This is a genomic window from Promicromonospora sukumoe 327MFSha3.1 (genome assembly GCF_000385135.1).
Taxonomy (GTDB): Bacteria; Actinomycetota; Actinomycetes; order Actinomycetales; family Cellulomonadaceae; genus Promicromonospora; species Promicromonospora sukumoe_B.
The window spans coordinates 164,687-183,255 of sequence record NZ_ARQM01000010.1; the positions used below are offsets into that span (position 1 = coordinate 164,687).

Below are 18,569 nucleotides of genomic sequence, written 5' to 3' on the forward strand. Positions count from 1 at the left end.
CAGTGATCTCCTCGGACGCCTACGAAGTGAGCTGTCGGGTTCGGATGGGGAGAGCAATCACCCGGCCTCACAAGGAGGCTTCACCCCGAGGACACTCGCGTGCCCGGCTTACCTGGTTCCCCCGCCCCTGTCACGGTTCTGGCTGCTCAGGACCGGTGACAGGGTTCGGCGTCCGGGCCTGGACCGACCCGTTGCTGGAGCGGCGAGATCGACCGTACTCGTCTCCCGATCAAATGTCACGATTAGGTCACATACCGTCTTGTGATGGAACGTTCCTGGCAATGAGTGCCCCCGTGCCACCATGGCGTGCATGTCCGATTCCCTGCTCGACCCCCTGCGCGCCCGGTACGACGTCGTCGTCGTGGGCGCCGGTCACAACGGCCTCACCGCAGCGGCCTACGCGGCCCGCGGCGGGCGCTCGGTCCTCGTCCTGGAGCGTGCGGACCACGTCGGCGGCGCCGCCGTCTCGGCCCGCCCCTTCGCGGGCGTCGACGCCCGCCTGTCCCGCTACTCGTACCTCGTCTCGCTCCTGCCGCGCCGCGTCGTCGACGAGCTCGGCCTGCCGGTCCGCCTCGTGCGCCGGCGGTGGTCCTCCTACACCCCGGTGGCCGACGGCGGCCTGCTCGTCGACACCCAGGACGACGCCGCCACCCGCGCCTCGTTCCGCCGGCTCACCGGGTCCGACGCCGACTTCGAGGCCTGGGGCCGGTTCTACGCGATGACCGCCGAGGTGGCCCGCCGCCTCGCGCCCACGCTCACCGAGCCCCTGCTCCCGCGCGCCGCCGTCCGCGACCTCGTGACCGACGGCGTGGGTGAGGAGGCGTGGCGCGCCCTGTTCGAGGAGCCCCTCGGTGAGGTGCTGCGCCGCACCTTCGCGGACGACGTCGTCCGCGGCGTCGCCGCCACCGACGGGCTGATCGGCACGTTCGCCGACGTCGACGAGCCGTCCCTGCGGCAGAACCGCTGCTTCCTCTACCACGTGATCGGCAACGGGACCGGCGACTGGGACGTCCCCGTGGGCGGCATGGGCGCCGTCTCGGGCGCCCTGCGCGACGCCGCCGTGGCCGCCGGCGCGACGATCGTCACCTCGGCCACGGTGACCGCGGTGGACCCGGGGGCCGTGGGCGCCGAGGTGGCGTGGACCGACGACGGCGGGCGCACCCGGGGTGTGACCGCCGGGCACGTGCTCGCGGGCTGTGCGCCGGCCGAGCTGGACCGGCTGCTGACCGGGGCCGGGCGGGGAGCTGCTTCCGGGGCTGTGGCCGGTGGGTCCGGGCCCGGTGGTGTCGCCGGGCCGGGGCCCGAGGGTGCCCAGCTCAAGGTGAACATGCTGCTCACGCGGCTGCCGAGACTGCGGGACGACGTCGACCCCGTCGCGGCGTTCAGCGGGACGCTGCACGTCAACGAGTCGCTGACGCAGCTCCAGGACGCCTACGCGCAGGCCGCCGCCGGGCGCATCCCCGACCTGCCGCCCAGCGAGATCTACTGCCACACGCTGTCCGACCGGACGATCCTCGGCCCGTCGCTGGCCGGGACCGAGGCCCAGACCATCACGCTGTTCGGGCTGCACATGCCGGCCCGGCTCTTCCGCGCGAACCCCGACGGTGCCCGCGACCGGGCGCTCGCGGCGACGCTCGCCTCGCTGAACACGGTGCTGGCCGAGCCGATCGAGGACGTGCTCGCGGTCGACGCCGACGGCGCGCCCTGCCTGGAGGTGCGGACGCCGGTGGACCTGGAGGGCGACGTCGGGCTACCGGGCGGGCACATCTTCCACCGGGACCTGAGCTGGCCGTTCGCGGAGGCCGGGAGCGGGGACGGGGATGCCGGCGGAGCGGCCGGCAGCCCGGCCGAGCGCTGGGGCGTCGCGACGGCACACCCGCGGGTGCTGCTGGCCGGAGCCGGCGCCCGCCGCGGCGGGGGCGTCAGCGGCATCCCGGGCCGGGCCGCAGCGATGGCGATCCTGGAGACCTCGGCGCCCTGACGCCGTCCGTCAACTGCGGTGATGTTTGATGCCTCGTGGCTGCACCTGGCTGACTCAGGTTCAGCAGGCCGCCGGCGGCCGTAACTTGGAGGTTGACGGTCGTCCGGGGCCTGCTGAAGCTGAGTCAGCTGGGTGCAGCCAGACAGCGCTGCGGCCGGGACCTCCCGTCAGTCGAGGGTCAGGGCCGCCGCCGGAGTGACTCCTGCGGCGCGGCGGGCCGGGAGCACCGCGGCCAGCAGGCCCGCGACGACACCCACCGGGAGGACGGCGGCCAGCTCGAGCCACGGGATCCGCCAGGTCGCGGCGTCGAGAGCGGCCTTCACGAACGTCTCGTAGCCCACCCAGGCGAACCCGACGCCGAGCACCGTGCCGAGCAGCGCGGCCGTCACGGACAGCAGCACCGCCTCGGTCGCGAGCATCCGCCGCAGCTGCCTGCGGGTGAGCCCGAGCGCCCGCAGCACGGCGTGCTCCCGGGCCCGCTCCAGCACGGAGAGCCCCAGCGTGTTCGCGATGCCGACCAGGGCGATCACCACGGAGACTCCGAGCAGCCCGAGCGTCGCGCCCGTGATGATCCCCAGCATCTGGTCGTCGGCGACCTCGGCCCGCAGTCCGTTGTCGACGTCGGCGCCGACCGTGCCCGCCAGCGTCTCCAGGGCGCCGACCAGGGCGACCGGGTCGGCGTCGGCCGCGGCGCGCACCCAGACGGCGTGCGGCCGGGGCGTGCCCAGGGTAGCCAGCGTCCCGGACGCGACCAGACCGGCGCCGCCCCATCCCCTACCCGCGGTGACCTGCAGCTCCACCTCGGGTACGGCGACGGCGACGTCGTGCTCGCCGTCGCCCGCGGCGTCGTCCGCACCGGCCGCGCCGCCGCCGGCAGCGGTGCTGCCATCCGCTCCGCCGTCCGCCACCCGCACCGTCACCGGGTCGCCGAGCGAGTCCCCGGGGTCGTCGCCGTACACGTCGGCGTCCAGCGCGACCGTGCCAGCCCCGACCGCCGCGAAGGTCCCGCCGTCACGGGCGACCAGGCCGGCGTCCGGCGCGCTGAGCAGCAGCAGCGGCGGCTGGTCGGCGTCGACGTCGGACGTCCCGCCGCCGTCCGCTCCGGACCCGTCCGATCCGGCCCCGCCGCCCGACCCGTCCTCGGCCCCGGCCGACCCGCCCCCGCCACCGGACCCCCGATCGACCTCGACCAGCACCCCCTCGACCGTGATCGCCTGGCCCACCCCGGGCGTCGCGCGCACCTGCTCCAGCACGTCGGCGTCGAGCGGCCCGTCCCACGACGTGAGCGCCACGTCGAGCGGGTGCGCGCTGCCGTGGTTCGCGTCCACGGACGCGCGCGTCGTCGCCAGCCCGGTGAGCACCGCCGTCGTCAGGGTGACACCCACCAGCAGGGACGCCGTCGTGGTGGCGGTGCGGCGCGGGTTGCGCACGGCGTTCTCGGTCGCGAGCCGGCCGCCGGGTCCGAGCAGCGCCCCGATCCCGCGGACCACGCGCGGCACGAGCAGCGGCCCGAACAGGAGCACGCCCGCGAACAGCGCGGCGCCCCCGGCCACCATGCTCACCGCGCTGTTCCGGACCGCCGCCACCGTCAGCAGCGCTGCCCCGCCGGCCAGGAGCACCGCCCCGAGGACCACGCGGACCCGGCCGGCGCCGGTCCGCGCGTCCACGACGCCGTCGGGCCGCAGCGCCGCCAGCGGGCTCACCCGGACCACGCGCCGGGTCGGCAGCCACGAGGCGAGCAGCGTCACCACCACGCCCACGGCGAACCCGCCCAGCAGCCACCGGACCGGCAGCCCGTCGGGAAAGCCCAGCGGGCTGTTCCGGGTGAGCGCCCCGGCCAGCGCGATCAGGCCGTAGCCGAGGGCGATCCCCGCGCCGGCCCCGCCGAGCGAGGCGAGCACGCCGACGACGACGGCCTCCCGGCGCACCGACCCCACCACCTGCCGCCGGGTGGCACCGACGCAGCGCAGCAGCGCGAAGTCGCGCACCCGCTGGGCGAACAGGATCGCGAACGTGTTGGTGATGACCAGGACCGAGACGAGCACGGCGATCCCGGCGAACACCAGCAGGAGCAGCGCCATGGTGTTCACGTTGCCCGTGTGCTGGGCCATCTCCGCGGCGACGTGCTCCTGCGGCGTGAGCGCCACCGCGCCGTCGGGCAGCCGGCCGGGGTCGCCCACGACCACCGCCCGGTCCAGCAGCAGGGTGTCGTCGTCGCGCCAGTGCAGCAGCTGGTCGAACGTGATGTACACCGAGGCCTGGCCCAGGCTGGCCGACGCCGCGCCGATCCCGACCACCCGCAGGTCGACCGCGTCGCCGCCCGCGCCGAGCGTGACCGTGTCGCCGACGGCGATCGTCATCTCCTGCGCGGTCCAGGCGTCCACGACGGCCTCGCCCTCCCGCTCGGGAAAACGGCCCGTGTCCAGGGTCTGCCAGCGCAGCCGCGGCAGGTCGGCGACCGACCCGACGAACTTACCTGCGGCCTGCTCGTCGCCCGCCCGCAGCGGCAGGGTCGCGCTGCCCAGCACCGCCACCTCGTCCCCGTGCTGGGCGGCGTAGGTGATGGCGTTCTGCGTGCCCAGGTTCGTGACGACGTAGTCGGCGCCGGCGAACGGGGCGCCCGCGCCCGCCGTGATCCGGGTCTGGGTCCCCGTCGTGAGTACACCCACGGCCACCACGAACGCGACCGCGACGACGACGGCGGTCCCCGCCGCGACGTACCGCCGCAGGTGCCGCCGCAACGAGGCGAGAAGGACGGTACGCATCAGGCGATCAGCCCGTCCTGCACGGTGACGACGTCGTCGGCGTACGCCGCGGCGTCCGGCTCGTGCGTGACCATGACGACCGTCTGACCGAGCTCGCGCACCGACCGCCGGAGGTGGTCCAGCACCTCCGCCGACGTCGTGCTGTCCAGGTTGCCCGTGGGCTCGTCGGCGAACAGCAGGCTCGGCGAGGTGATCAGGGCGCGCGCGATCGCGACCCGCTGCTGCTGCCCGCCGGACAGCTCCGCGGGCAGGTGGTCCAGCCGGTCCGCGACGCCCAGGCTCTCGGCGAGCTCGTGCGCGCGCTCGCGGGCGGCGTCGTCGAGCCGGGGGCTGCCCAGCTCCAGCGGGAGGAGGATGTTCTGCCGCGCCGTGAGCATCGGCAACAGGTTGAACGACTGGAACACGAACCCGATGTGCTCCCGGCGGAAGACCGTCAGGGCGTCGTCGCCGAGGGAACCGAGGTCCGTGCCGTCGACGACGACCGTCCCGCCGCTCGGCTGGTCGAGCCCCGCCAGGCAGTGCATCAGCGTGGACTTGCCCGACCCGCTCGGCCCCATGATCGCCGTGAACCGGCCGCTCGGGACGTCGAGGTCGACGCCGCGCAGGGCGTGCACCTGGGCCGCGCCCCGGCCGTACGTCTTGGTCAGGCCCCGGGCGCTCGCGGCCGGGGGCCGGCCGCCGGGCTCGCCGGCGGGCTTGCCTGCGGGATCGTCGCCGGGCTCGCCGGCGGGGAGGGGCGTGAGTCGGCCGGGGTCGGCCTGGGCGGCGTCCCGCCGGGTGGCGGTCGCGGGTGCGCGTCTGCTGGTGGACATGCGCCCAGCCAAGGCAGCGGGCGGTTGCCGGGGTGTATGCGGATTTTGATACGCCCGCGATATACCCCGGCTCCGTAGCATCGAGGGCATGCGCGTGCTGATCGTCGAGGACGAACCCGAGCTGGCGGACGGCATCCGCGCGGGCCTGCGCCTGGAGGCGATCGCCGCCGACGTCGCGGGCGACGGCCACACGGCGCTGGAGCTGCTGAGCGTCAACGCGTACGACATCGCCGTCCTCGACCGCGACATCCCCGGACCGTCGGGCGACGAGATCGCCCGGAGCGTGGTCGCGTCCGGGAGCGGCATGCCGATCCTCATGCTCACGGCCGCCGACCGGCTCGACGACAAGGCCTCGGGGTTCGAGCTGGGCGCCGACGACTACCTCACCAAGCCGTTCGAGCTGCGTGAGCTCGTGCTGCGGCTCCGGGCGCTCGACCGCCGCCGGGCCCACCACCGCCCGCCGGTGCGGGAGATCGCCGGCCTGCGTGTGGACCCGTTCCGGCGCGAGGTCTACCGCGACGGCCGCTACGTGCCGGTGACCCGCAAGCAGTTCGCCGTCCTGGAGGTGCTCGTGGCCGCCGACGGCGGCGTCGTCAGCGCCGAGGACCTGCTGGAGCGGGCCTGGGACGAGAACGCCGACCCCTTCACCAACGCGGTGCGCATCACGGTCTCGGCGCTGCGCAAGCGGCTCGGCGAACCCTGGGTGATCGCCACGGTGCCCGGCGTCGGCTACCGGATCGACGTGCAGGCGCCCGCGGAAGCCGGCCGTGGACCCGCCCGTGGACCCGGCCGTGGATAGGGCGCCCGGCCTGAGCGTCCGCCTCAAGCTCACGCTGAGCTACACGGGGTTCCTCATGCTGGCCGCCACGCTCGTACTCGGCGTCGTGTGGCTGTTCCTGCTGCGGTACTCGCCCCGGGACGGGATCGACTCCCTGCGCGAGCTCCTCAACCCCGGGGTGTTCATCGGCGGGTGGGGGCCGCGGGTGTTCCTGCCGGCCGCCCTCGTGGTGCTGGCGTTCCTGCTCGTGTTCGGCCTGGTGGGCGGGTGGTTCCTCGCGGGCCGCATGCTCGCGCCGCTGGCGCAGATCACCGACGCGACCCGGCTGGCCTCGGGCGGGTCGCTCGCGCACCGGATCCGCCTGCCCGGCCGCCGGGACGAGTTCCGCGAGCTCGCCGACTCCTTCGACGCCATGCTCGCGCGGCTCGAGGCGCACGTCGCCGAGCAGCGTAGGTTCGCCGCCAACGCCTCCCACGAGCTGCGCACCCCGCTCGCGATCGCCCAGACGTTCCTCGAGGTGGCCCGCAAGGACCCGGACGGCGACACCGGCGCGCTCGTCGAGCGGCTGCACGCCGTCAACTCCCGGGCGATCGACCTCACCGAGGCGCTGCTCGTGCTGAGCCGCGCCGACCAGCGCTCCTTCACCCCGGAGCACGTCGACCTCTCCCTCCTGGCGGAGGAGGCCACCGAGACCCTCTTGCCGCTCGCCGGACGACGCGGCGTCACGATCGAGACCTCGGGCGACGTCACCCCGACCACCGGCTCGCCGGCGCTCCTGCTCCAGCTGACGACGAACCTGGTGCACAACGCGATCGTCCACAACCTGCCGGACGGCGCCGTCGAGCCCGGCACCGTGCACGTCCGCACCGACACCCGGCCCGACGGCGCGACCCTCGTCGTGGAGAACACCGGGGAGCGGCTCACGGAGGGCCTGGTCTCGACGCTCGCCGAGCCGTTCCAGCGCGGCACCGAACGCGCTCGCGCCGCCCGGACGGGCGCCGACCACGTGGGGGTGGGCCTGGGTCTGGCGATCGTGCGGAGCATCGCGGAGGCCCACGACGGCACCCTCGCGCTCGCGCCCCGCCCCGGTGGGGGCCTGCGCGCCACGGTCCGGCTGCCTGCCGGGCACGTCTGACGGCGGGGCGGGGCGGGGCGGGGCGCGCGCCGGCCGCCGGACCGACCATGCACCTGCTGCCAGGCGGGTGTTCCGTCTGGCAGCAGGTGCATGGTCGATCGCTCATGGCTCCGGGCGGTCAGGCCTCCTGCGCCGCTGCCCAGGCGTAGGCCGGGTCCGTGGCGAGGAGGTCCTCGTGCCGGCCGCGGGCCACGACGGTCGCGGGGGAGCCGGAGGGCCCCGGGATCCCGGACACCCCGGGCGTTCCGGACCTTCCGGGGTCGCCGACGTCGCCCCGGGCGCCGTCGGCCAGGAGCAGCACCTCGTCCGCGACGGCCAGCGGCGTGAGCCGGTGCGTGGCTACGAGCACCGCGCGTCCCGTCGCGCGGGCGTGGGCGGCGACGGCGTGCACCAGCGCGTCGGCGGTCTGCCCGTCGAGGTGCTCGGCGGGCTCGTCCACGAGCAGCACCCGGGCGGGCGCCAGCAGCGCGCGTGCCACCAGCAGCCGACGGCGCTCGCCGCCCGACACCGCCGCGGCGTCCGTGCCGACCACGGTGTCCAGGCCCGCGGGGAGCGCGTCGAGCCAGTCGCCCAGCCCGACGGCGTCCAGCGCCGCACGAGCCTCGTCGGGCGTGACGTCGCCGCGCGCGACCCGGAGGTTCTCGAGCACGGTCGTGTCGAACAGATGCCCGTCCTCGGCGACGAACAGGGCGTCCCCGACCCGCTCGGTCGGCAGTCCGTCAGGTGATCGGTGGTCCGGGCCGCCGATCACCTGTCGGACTGCCGACCGTCCGCCGACGGCGCCGGCCAGCGAACCGATCAGCCCGGCCGCCGTCATCAGCAGCGTGGTCTTGCCCACCCCGGACGCTCCCGCCAGCGCGACGACGGATCCCGGCCGCAGCGTGAGGGACACCCCTTCGACGGCCACGACCGGCCCGTCCGCACCGGGCCAGCCCGCCGCGACGTCGTCGAGGGTGAGCAGCGCGGCGTCGTCACCAGAGCCGTCACCAGAACCGTCGGCGCCCGCGTCGTCCGTGCCGAGCACACTCGCCGTGTCGGACGTACGGATCACCCGGGTGACCTGTGTGTCTGACACGTCCGGCGGGTCCGCGGGGAGCAGCGCCAGCAGCCGCCGCGCGGCCTCACGCGACCGGTGCAGCTGCACCGCCGCGGCGGGCAGCCCCGCGGTCGCCTCGAACACGGCGAGCGGCGTCAGCACGATCACTGTCAGCGCCTCGGGCGACAGCGTGCCCGACAGCGCCGCCGGGATCCCGAACGCCAGCGCCGCGAGCACCGCCAGACCCTGGGCCAGCGCGCCCAGGGCGGCGGCCAGCCCGGAGGTGCGGGCGCCGTCGTCGGCGATCGCGGACAGGCGCGCGTCCGCGGCGTCCAGGTCACCCAGCCGCGCGCCGAACCGTCCCGCGACCCGCAGCGGCGCCGACTCCTCCAGGATCTCCAGCGACAACGCCGTCACCTCGCCACGGGCCGCCGCGCCCCGCGCCTCCGTGCGGGCCGCCGCCCGCGCCGCGAGCCACGGCGTCACGACGCCCGCGAGCACCAGGCAGACCGCCAGCGCGAGGCCCGCGGACGGCAGCAGCACGCCCAGCAGGATCACCGACCCCAGCGACGTCACCACCGCGACCCCGGCGGGCACCATCGCGCGCACCACCACGTCGCCGACGTCGTCCACGTCCTGGCCGATCCGCGCCAGGAGCTCGCCGCGCCGCACCGTGACCGGCCGGTCGTCGGCGGCGAGCCGCTCGTACAGGTTGGCGCGCAGGGCCGCCATCCCGCGGAGCGCGACGTCGTGCGAGGCGAGGCGCTCGCAGTAGCGCAGCACGCCGCGCCCGATGCCGAACGCCCGCACCGACACCACGGCCACCGACAGCGTGAGCACCGGCGGCATCTGCGACGCCCGGGCGACGAGCCAGGCGGCGACCGCCGCGAGCCCGATCGCGCAGGTCAGCGCCAGCGTGCCGAGCGCGATCGCGGCCGCGACCTTGCCCGGCCGCACCTCCAGCAGGGGCAGGATGCGCCGCAGCGGGTCGGGTCCGGAGTAGCGGCGCGCACGGCGGGCGTCACGGTGCGGCACGGGCGCGGACGCCGCCGCCCGTTCCGGCTCCCGGGTCACCTGGTCGTTCATCGTGCCTCCTGACCGTTCGCGAGACCGGACGTCTTCGCCGGGCCCGGTTCCGGTTCGGGCTCGGGTTCCCGCCCGGCGGTCCCGGCCCCGTGCGGGTCGGTCTCCGGTCCCGCGGCCCGGTCCGCCGCGTCGGCCCGGTCTGCTGCGTCCGCCGCGTCCGCTGCGTCCGCCGCCGAGCGGACGTCGATCACCTGGTCCGCGAGGGCCAGCAGCGAGGCCCGGTGCGCGACGACGAGCACGGTGCGGCCCGCGTCCCGCCAGGCCCGGACGGTGTCGAGCACGGCCTGCTCGCCCCGTGCGTCCAGGTGCGCGGTGGGCTCGTCGAGGATCACGAGCGGCCGGGCCGCGGCGTCGTCGAGCAGGGCGGAGGTGAGCGCGACCCGCTGGCGCTGCCCCACGGACAGCCCCACGCCGCCGAGCCCGATGCGGGTGTCCCAGCCGTCGGGCAGGCTGCCGACGACGGCGTCCAGTCCCGTCAGACGGGCGGCCTCCGCGAGGGCTCGGTCCTGGTCGGTCGCCGCGGCGCCGTCGAGCACGACGTCGCGCAGCCGCCCCGGCGGGAGCGCCGGCCGCTGCGGCACCCAGGTGAGGCCCGACCACCACGCGTCCAGCCCGCCGGACCCCGCGTCGTCGAGGCCGCGGAGCGGGACGTCGTCGGGAGCGCCGACCGCGGCGCCGTCCGCACCGCCGTCCGGCAGCAGCCCGACCCGTCCGGCATCCGGTTCGAGCAGGCCGAGGGCGGTGAGCACGGCGGTCGACTTGCCCGACCCGCTCGGCCCGCGCAGCGCCACGACCCGGCCCTCGCCGGGCACGCCGGACCCCAGCGGGATCCGCGCGGACAGCCCGGCCGGGGCGATCACCCCGCGGCCGCCGGCGCGCACGGAGACGCCGTCGAGCACGAGCGTGCGCGCCACCGGGACGCCCTCGCCCGCGGCCCGGACGGTGTCCGTCGCACCCATCGAGACGCCCGACCCCGTGGAGCTACCGACCCCCGCCGCACCGCCCGAGACCAGCGCGAACGCCCGGTCCACCGCGGCCACGCCGTCGACCGAGGCGTGGAACTCCGCCCCGACCCGCCGCATCGGCAGGTAGATCTCGGGGGCCAGCACGAGCACCGCCAGCGCGGGCTGCAGCTCCATGGCGCCCTCGACGAGCCGGAGCCCGACGCCCACGGCGATGATCGCCACGGACAGCGTCGTGAGCAGCTCGAGCACCATCGACGACAGGAACGCGATGCGCAGGGTGCCCATCGTGGCCCGCCGGGAGGCGTCGCCCAGCGCGCGCACCCGTGCGCCCGGCCCGAACGACCGGCCGAACGCGCGCAGCGTCGGGAGCCCCGCGACCAGGTCGAGCACCTGGGCGCCCAGCCGTTCCACGGTGGCGAGCCGCCGCTGCGACATCCCCGCCGTCAGGCGCCCGACGAGCACCATGAACATCGGTACGAGCGGCAGCGTCACGATCGCGATCAGGGCCGATACCCAGTCCAGGCCGAGCACCACGCACACGAGAGCGGGCGTGACCAGCGCCGTCAGCACGAGCTGCGGCACGTACCGCACCAGGTACGGCTCGAGCGCGTCGAGGCCGCGCGTCGCGAGGGTCGCGACCTCGGCCTCGGGGCTCGCCCCGCTCCCGCCGCCCGACGGCGCCGCGGGGCCGGGCGACGTCGTCGCGACACCACCCTCCGCCGTCGGCCACGAGGCCCTGGGCCCGCGCAGCGCCCAGGCCTCCACGACAGCCCGGCGCAGCTCGGCGATGGTGCGGGCGGCCGCGCGCAGCGCGTACCGCTCCTGCGCCCAGGCGACGACGGCGCGCCCGGCCACCACCGCGGCGAGTCCCGCGAAGGGCCACATCAGGTCGGGCGCGACGATGCCGTCCCCGCGCACGACCGGGGTCAGCAGCGCGGCGATGAGCAGCGCCTGCGCGACGATCAGCGCGGCGGCGGCCACACCGAGGCCGACCGTGAGCGCCACGTACCAGCGGGCCGCGTGCACGTGGCGCAGCAGGCGGGGGTCGAGCGGTCTCATGTCGCGATGGTCCCGTACCCGGACGGCGTCAGAACGCCGACTCCTTGATCTTCTTCCAGGTCAGGCCGGCCGGGGCGGGGATGTGGTCCACCGTGAGCCGACGCCGGAACACCCAGTAGGTCCAGCCCTGGTACAGGATCACGAGGGGCGTGAGGAACACGGCGACCCAGGTCATGATCGTCAGGGTGTAGGGGGTCGAGGAGGCCTCGGCGATGGTCAGCGAGTTGCCGCCGTCCAGGCCGGGCATGACGTCGGGGTACATGGAGCCGAAGATCAGCACGACCGCCGCGACGATGGTCACGGCCGAGAGCCCGAAGGCCCAGCCCTCGCGCCCGGCGCGGTTGGTCAGCGCGACGCCGACCAGGCCCAGCGCGGCGACCACGACGACCGCCCAGGTCCAGGTCACCGAGAACGCGAGCTGCGCCCAGAGCGCCCAGCCCCCGGCCACGAGCACGGCCACCAGGGACAGCACGCCGGCGAACCGCCGGGCGCGTCCCCGGATCTCGCCGTCGGTCTTGAGCGCCACGAACACCGCCCCGTGCAGCAGGAACAGCACGAGCGTGGTGGCGCCGCCGAGCAGCGCGAACGGGTTGAGCAGGGCCCAGAAGCCGCCCACGTACTGGTGCGCCTCGTCGAGCTGGACGCCGCGGACCAGGTTGGCGAACGCCACGCCCCAGAGCACGGCGGGCACCCAGGAGCCCACCTGGATCGCGATGTCGCAGCGGCGCGCCCACACGGCGTCGGCGATCTTGCCGCGGTACTCGAAGGCGACACCGCGCACGATCAGGGCCACGAGGATGAGCAGCAGCGGGAGGTAGAAGCCGGAGAACAGGGTGGCGTACCACTCGGGGAAGGCGGCGAAGGTGGCGCCGCCCGCGGTGATCAGCCACACCTCGTTGCCGTCCCAGAGCGGTCCGATGCTGTTCACCAGCACGCGTCGCTCCTTCTCCCGGTGCGCGGCGTCGCCGCGGGGGAGCAGGGACATCAGCATCCCGACGCCGAAGTCGAACCCCTCGAGCACGAGGTACCCGGTCCACAGGATCGCGATGATGAAGAACCACACGAGTGCGAGGTCCACGGTCACTTCCTTGTCTTCGAAAGGCTGGTCGTCATGGGGCTGGTCGTCATGAGGCTGGTGTGCACGGGGCTGGGCCTGCGCATCAGTAGGCGAACGAGAGTGGCCGGTCGGAGTCGTCCCCGGCCGCCTCGGGCGACTCGTCGCGGACGGTCCTGGGCACACCCTCGATCGCGTACCGGTGCATGAGCCGGTACCAGACGAAGGCCAGCACGCCGTAGAGCAGGGTGAAGACGATCATCGAGGTGAGCACCATGCCGGGGCTCACCACCTCCGAGACGCCGTTCATCGTGAGCAGCCGGATCTGGTCGATCCCCGTGGGGTTCGGGGCGACGACCCAGGGCTGGCGGCCCATCTCGGTGAAGATCCAGCCGAACGACGACGCGAGGAACGGCGTGGGGATAGCGGCGATGCCGATGCGGGCGAGCCACTTGTTGTCGCTGACCCGGCCGCCGCGCGTGAACCAGAGAGCGGCCAGGGCGAGCAGCGCGGACCCGGCCGCGAACCCGATCATGAGCCGGAAGCTCCAGTACGTGACGGCGAGGTTCGGCGTGTACGAGATCTCGTTGCCGGCCTCGTCGGTGGCGCCGAACTTCTCGGAGTACTGCTCCTGCACGTCGTTGACACCGGGCAGGAAGCTGTCCGGGCCGGAGAAGTGCCCCGTCCCGAGGTAGCTGGCCAGGCCCGGCACCTCCAGGACGTGCCGCACGCCCTCGCAGGAGTTGGAGAGGTCGCCGATGGTCAGGATCGAGAAGTTCGCGGCCTCCTCGCCGTCGCAGAGCGCCTCCGCGGACGCCATCTTGCCCGGCTGCTGCTCGAACATGAGCTTGCCCTGGACGTCGCCCGACAGCGCGACGCCGACGCCGGCGACCAGCATGACGACAGTGCCGAGGATCACGGCGGGGCGGTACACGTTGCGGGCGAGCTCGACGGACTCGGGCTGCTTGGTCCGGGCCAGGCGCACCATCCACCAGGCGGCGATGCCTGCCACGAACGTCCCGGCGGTCAGGAAGGCCGCGGCGACGGCGTGGGGGAAGGCCGCCCACAGCGTGTTGTTGCCGAGGATCGCCCAGATGTTCTCCATCTCGGCGCGACCCGTCTCCGGGTTGTACCGGGCACCGACGGGGTGCTGCATCCAGGAGTTGGCGGCCAGGATGAAGAAGGCCGACAGGTTCACCGCGACGGCCACGGCCCAGATGCAGGCCAGGTGCACCTTCTTGTTCACCCGGTCCCAGCCGAAGATCCAGACGCCGAGGAAGACCGACTCCACGAAGAACGCGGCGAGGGCCTCCATGGCCAGCGGGGCGCCGAACACGTCGCCGACGAACCGCGAGTACTCGCTCCAGTTCATGCCGAACTGGAACTCCTGCACGATCCCGGTCACGACGCCGAGCGCGAAGTTGATCAGGAAGAGCTTGCCGAAGAACTTGGTCAGCCTCAGCCACCGCTCGTTCCCGGTCCGGACCCAGGCGGTCTGCATGATCGCCACGAGGGGCGCCAGACCGATCGTGAGGGGGACGAAGATGAAGTGATAGACGGTGGTGATGCCGAACTGCCAGCGTGCCAGGTCGAGAGCTTCCACTCCGGGCTCCTGTGGTTTCTCCGAACGGCTCTGTCCCTTTGGACGCTAGGCCTGATCTGCCAGGTCCGCGCGTTGCCGCGGGGTGAATCCGTCGCTTGTGAATGTCTTCACAAGGCACTGTACACGCACTCGGGGTGCCGTTCGGCGTCTTGTTGTCCGCGCCTTCAGCAGGGGCGATGCGGAAGGGGTCTCCTGTGCGATACTGGTCGAACCCGCGTAGGCCCACATCCCTGCGCGGCCTGCAGAGTCCAACACTGCCCGCGATCCGCACGCGGTGCCGCAGTCACGCAGAACGTGGCCGCAGGCGTCCGCGAAGATCGCAGGAACGGGGCCGCAGCCGAGACTTCCGTCCAGATGTGTCGCTTCGCCGCGATGCATCCACCGGACGACCGACCGCCTGGCGGTCCGCGTGGTGTGGGGCGGGCGCCGGGCTACAGGAGCACCCAACGTGACGCCTTCCAGCACCACCGGTTCGACCATCGGGTCACAGGATGATCACGACGCACCTGAGGTGAACGCCCAGGTCACCACTGGTGGGGAGGCCTCGGCGGACGCGACGTCCACCAAGCGCCCGCGCCGTCGCGCCACCCGGTCCGTCGTCTCGACGGCCAAGCACGTCGAGCCCATCGTCGTCGGCTCGTCCGACATCCCCGCGACCCCGGCCGAGGGTCAGCCCGTGACCACGGGCGGCACCGCCGCGGTCGCCACGCCGACGACGCCCGCGGCCGGTGAGCCCGCCGCCAAGCGGCCGCGCCGCCGCGCCACGCGCGGCGTGTCCACGCCCACGGCGACCGAGGCGCCGGCTCCGGCCGCGCCCGCCGCCGAGCCGGTGCAGGACCAGCCGGTCGCCGCCGAGCCGGTCGTCGAGGCCGCCGCGCAGGCCGAGACGACGCAGGCCGAGGCGACGCAGACTGAGACAGATGTCACTGCGGACGTCGCCCCCGAGGCCGCGCCCGTCGCCGAGGCCGAGGCCGAGCCCGAGCCCAAGCCCGTCGTCGCCGCCGAGCCCGCGGTCACCGAGCCCGAGCCCGCCGCTGTCGCCGAGCCCGAGCCCGCCGCGGAGGAGTCCGCGCCGCTCGACATCGACCTCCCCGAGCCGGTCGCGGCCGCCGAGGCGCCCGCCCGCGGGGTCGTCAGCCTGGACGACATCGTCCTGCCCGGCGCCCCGTCGGCCGAGGCCGCCCCCGCCGAGAAGTCCGCGCCGAAGCGCCGCAGCCGCAAGAAGGCCGAGCCGGTCGCCGACGTCGACACCACGGTCGAGCCCGCCGCCGAGGGCACGCAGGAGCAGGCCGCGCAGGAGCAGGCCGCCCAGCAGGCCGAGCAGGCCGCCGAGCCGGCCCCCAAGCGCAGCCGGTCGCGCCGCAAGCCCGCCGCCGAGGCGACCCCGGCCGAGGAGGCCACGGCCGCTGCCGAGGCCCCGAAGACCCCTGCCGCGGAGACCCCCGCCGAGGAGCCCGCCGCGCGGGCCCGCACGCGCCGTGGCGGCCGCCGCCCGGCGTTCGAGCAGCCGGAGGCGCCGGCGCAGCCCGCGCAGTCGCCCGCCGCGACCACCTCGGGCACCCGGGTGCCGCGCCTGGCCACGACGGCGCTGCTGTTCCAGGCCCCGGACGACTCCGCGCGCCGCTCGCGCCGCGCCCAGGCCCCGGCCGGTCCGCCGCGCCCGCAGGACCTGACGCCGCAGTTCGCCCGTCCCGTCGCGCGCCCGGTCGAGCCGGCCGCCGAGAAGCCGGTGACCCCGGCCGAGGCTCCCGCGCCCGCCGAGCAGGTTGCCGAGGCACCGGTGGAGGCGCCCGCGGCGTCCGCCACCGAGACGGCCCCTGAGCCCCGTACCCGCAGGTCCGGCTCCCGCCGGGCCGTGCGCCGCACGGGCCCGAGCGCCGAGCAGCCCGCGGAGACCCCGGCCGAGCCCGCCGCGCAGGAGAGCGCGCCGGCCGAGGCCGCGCCGGAAGCACCCGAGGCGCCCGAGGCCGCCGCCCCCGCCGCCCCGCAGTTCGTCGCCGCCGACCTGAGCGACGACGACGCCGCGGCGGTCGACGAGGTCGGCGCCATCGAGGAGGAGCTGGTCGCCGAGGGCGTCGAGCTCGAGGAGCTCGCCCCGGGCGACTTCGAGGAGTACGACGACGAGGACGTGCGCCCGTCGCGCCGTCGTCGTCGCCGGGGTGGCCGCGGCCGCCGTGGCGGGCGCACCAACCGCTCGGACGACATGGACGACTCGGCCGACGAGGACCAGGACGACGAGTCCGAGGAGGACGCCCAGGCGTCCGACGACGAGGACGGCGACGCCGAGGACTCGGGGCAGGACTCCGCCGAGGGTGACGGCGAGGGCGAGGGCGGCAGCCGCCGTCGTCGGCGTCGTCGCCGGGGCACCCGCGGCGAGCGGGCCGAGGCCGCGGCCGCCCGCACGAGCCGCAGCGACGAGGTCACCGCGCTCAAGGGCTCCACGCGCCTGGAGGCGAAGCGTCAGCGTCGCCGTGAGGGCCGCGACCACGGCCGCCGTCGTCAGATCATCACCGAGGCCGAGTTCCTGGCCCGCCGCGAGTCGGTGCAGCGGTCGATGATCGTGCGCGAGAAGGACGGCCGCACGCAGATCGCGGTGCTGGAGGACGGCGTGCTCGTGGAGCACTACGTCTCGCAGCAGTCGCAGGCGTCGATGGCCGGCAACGTGTACCTGGGCCGGGTCCAGAACGTGCTGCCCTCCATGGAGGCCGCGTTCGTCGACGTCGGCAAGGGCCGCAACGCCGTGCTGTACGCGGGCGAGGTCAACTGGGACGCGGCGGGCCTGGAGGGCCAGCCGCGCCGGATCGAGCAGGCGCTGAAGTCGGGCGACTCGGTGCTGGTGCAGGTCACCAAGGATCCGATCGGCCACAAGGGTGCGCGCCTGACGAGCCAGGTCACCCTGGCCGGCCGCTACCTCGTGTTCGTGCCCGGCGGCGGCATGACCGGCATCAGCCGCAAGCTGCCCGACACGGAGCGGTCGCGCCTCAAGAAGATCCTCCGCGAGGTGGTCCCCGACGGCGCCGGCGTCATCGTGCGCACCGCCGCCGAGGGGGCGAGCGAGGAGGAGCTGCGCGCCGACGTCCAGCGCCTGCAGGGCCAGTGGGACGCCATCCAGGCCAAGTCCAAGAAGGCGAACGCCCCTGCCCTGCTGCAGGGCGAGCCGGACATGGCGATCCGCGTGGTCCGCGACATCTTCAACGACGACTTCTCGTCGCTGGTGGTGCAGGGCGAGGGTGCGTGGGACGAGATCGCGCACTACGTCGAGGAGCTCGCTCCCGACCTGCGCGAGCGCGTGTCCAAGTGGGTCGAGAACACCGACGTGTTCACGGTGCACCGGGTGGACGAGCAGCTCGCCAAGGGCATGGACCGCAAGGTCTGGCTGCCCTCGGGCGGCTCGCTGGTCATCGACCGCACCGAGGCCATGACGGTCGTGGACGTCAACACCGGCAAGTTCACCGGTGCCGGCGGCACGCTCGAGGAGACCGTCACGCGGAACAACCTCGAGGCGGCCGAGGAGATCGTGCGGCAGCTCCGCCTGCGCGACATCGGCGGCATCATCGTCATCGACTTCATCGACATGGTGCTCGAGTCCAACCGCGACCTGGTGCTGCGTCGCCTGGTCGAGTGCCTGGGCCGGGACCGCACCAAGCACCAGGTCGCCGAGGTGACGTCGCTGGGCCTGGTCCAGATGACGCGCAAGCGCGTGGGCCAGGGCCTGGTCGAGGCGTTCTCCGAGACGTGCGAGCACTGCAAGGGCCGCGGCTTCATCGTGCACGAGGAGCCCATCGAGAAGCAGGGCTCCGGCTCCGGCTCGGGTGCACCCGCCGCGGTCGAGGAGAGCCCGCGGGCGGCGCGTTCGCGCCGCAAGCGCGGCAAGGAGGCCAAGGAGAAGGCCGCTCCCGCCCAGGAGCCGGCCGCACCGGTCGCCAGCCTGCCCGAGGAGCGGTCGGAGGCACGCGAGGCCGTGAAGGCCACGCTCGCCACGATCGCCGCCGCGGCGCAGCACGCGCACGAGACCAAGGACGCCGCCGAGGACGGTCCGGCCACGCTGGACGAGATCCAGCTGCCCTCGGCGGGCTCCGGCTCGTCGGCCCCGGCCACCCCGGCCGCCAGTGACGCGCCCGACTCCACGGGCTCGCCCGCCGACGCCGGCTCGCCGGCGGACGCCACGCCGTCGACCGACGACACGCCGGAGGGGGGCTCCGGCACTGGGCAGCCGGAACCGCCCAAAGGAGCTGGCGACGAGGTCGCCTGAGCAGAAGAAGGGCTTCTGGGCGAGGCTTCTGGGCCTTTGACCT

10 protein-coding genes and 1 riboswitch are annotated in these 18,569 nt (G+C 74.9%); of the genes, 4 read left to right on the forward strand and 6 right to left on the reverse strand.

What is annotated here, in order from left to right; genetic code table 11:
• Position 1 precedes the first annotated feature (1 nt).
• A riboswitch (cyclic di-AMP (ydaO/yuaA leader) is annotated at positions 2-154 on the reverse strand.
• 156 nt (positions 155-310) lie between these two features.
• Positions 311-1,981, forward strand: coding sequence for a phytoene desaturase family protein (locus H291_RS0104410; RefSeq protein ID WP_020013768.1), 1,671 nt, complete (start codon positions 311-313; stop codon positions 1,979-1,981).
• 167 nt (positions 1,982-2,148) lie between these two features.
• Here H291_RS0104410 and H291_RS0104415 read toward each other — a convergent pair whose 3' ends face one another.
• Both H291_RS0104415 and H291_RS28665 read right to left on the reverse strand, forming a co-directional pair.
• Positions 2,149-4,746 (reverse strand): FtsX-like permease family protein, encoded by a 2,598-nt coding sequence (locus H291_RS0104415; protein ID WP_020013769.1) that lies wholly within the window; start codon positions 4,744-4,746, stop codon positions 2,149-2,151.
• Positions 4,746-5,558, reverse strand: a complete 813-nt coding sequence (locus H291_RS28665; RefSeq protein ID WP_020013770.1) for an ABC transporter ATP-binding protein — start codon at positions 5,556-5,558, stop codon at positions 4,746-4,748. The genes H291_RS0104415 and H291_RS28665 overlap by 1 nt, the downstream gene beginning before the upstream one ends.
• 88 nt (positions 5,559-5,646) lie before the next feature.
• On the opposite strand from H291_RS28665, the gene H291_RS0104425 reads away from it, so the two are divergent.
• Positions 5,647-6,357: a response regulator transcription factor gene (locus tag H291_RS0104425; RefSeq protein WP_020013771.1), complete on the forward strand. Its 711-nt coding sequence runs from the start codon at positions 5,647-5,649 to the stop codon at positions 6,355-6,357.
• Between the two features lie 10 nt (positions 6,358-6,367).
• Positions 6,368-7,471 (forward strand): sensor histidine kinase, encoded by a 1,104-nt coding sequence (locus tag H291_RS0104430; protein ID WP_269637100.1) that lies wholly within the window; start codon positions 6,368-6,370, stop codon positions 7,469-7,471.
• Positions 7,472-7,589: 118 nt separating this feature from the next.
• On the opposite strand, the gene cydC is transcribed toward H291_RS0104430, so the two are convergent.
• From cydC to H291_RS0104450, 4 genes are all read right to left on the reverse strand, one after another.
• Positions 7,590-9,593 (reverse strand): thiol reductant ABC exporter subunit CydC, encoded by a 2,004-nt coding sequence (cydC, locus tag H291_RS0104435; protein WP_020013773.1) that lies wholly within the window; start codon positions 9,591-9,593, stop codon positions 7,590-7,592.
• A complete protein-coding gene (gene cydD / locus H291_RS0104440; protein WP_020013774.1) occupies positions 9,590-11,617 on the reverse strand; it encodes a thiol reductant ABC exporter subunit CydD in 2,028 nt (675 codons plus the stop codon). The genes cydC and cydD overlap by 4 nt, the downstream gene beginning before the upstream one ends.
• 28 nt (positions 11,618-11,645) lie before the next feature.
• The gene (gene cydB, locus H291_RS0104445; protein ID WP_026365389.1) at positions 11,646-12,695 is read right to left on the reverse strand and encodes a cytochrome d ubiquinol oxidase subunit II; all 1,050 of its coding nucleotides are present in this window, start codon (positions 12,693-12,695) and stop codon (positions 11,646-11,648) included.
• An 82-nt stretch (positions 12,696-12,777) separates the two neighbouring features.
• A complete protein-coding gene (locus tag H291_RS0104450; RefSeq protein ID WP_020013776.1) occupies positions 12,778-14,274 on the reverse strand; it encodes a cytochrome ubiquinol oxidase subunit I in 1,497 nt (498 codons plus the stop codon).
• 511 nt (positions 14,275-14,785) lie between these two features.
• Between H291_RS0104450 and H291_RS0104455 the strand changes: the two genes are divergently transcribed.
• Complete coding sequence (locus H291_RS0104455) at positions 14,786-18,526, forward strand: Rne/Rng family ribonuclease (protein ID WP_020013777.1); 3,741 nt, start codon at positions 14,786-14,788, stop codon at positions 18,524-18,526.
• Positions 18,527-18,569: the final 43 nt, after the last annotated feature.

Bases quoted from the DNA above. Each gene is read 5' to 3' on its own strand.
- H291_RS28665 (WP_020013770.1), bottom strand. From the start codon at position 5,558: ATGTCCACCAGCAGACGCGCACCCGCGACCGCCACCCGGCGGGACGCC.
- H291_RS0104425 (WP_020013771.1), top strand. From the start codon at position 5,647: ATGCGCGTGCTGATCGTCGAGGACGAACCCGAGCTGGCGGACGGCATC.
- H291_RS0104415 (WP_020013769.1), bottom strand. From the start codon at position 4,746: ATGCGTACCGTCCTTCTCGCCTCGTTGCGGCGGCACCTGCGGCGGTAC.
- cydC (WP_020013773.1), bottom strand. From the start codon at position 9,593: ATGAACGACCAGGTGACCCGGGAGCCGGAACGGGCGGCGGCGTCCGCG.
- H291_RS0104410 (WP_020013768.1), top strand. From the start codon at position 311: ATGTCCGATTCCCTGCTCGACCCCCTGCGCGCCCGGTACGACGTCGTC.
- cydD (WP_020013774.1), bottom strand. From the start codon at position 11,617: ATGAGACCGCTCGACCCCCGCCTGCTGCGCCACGTGCACGCGGCCCGC.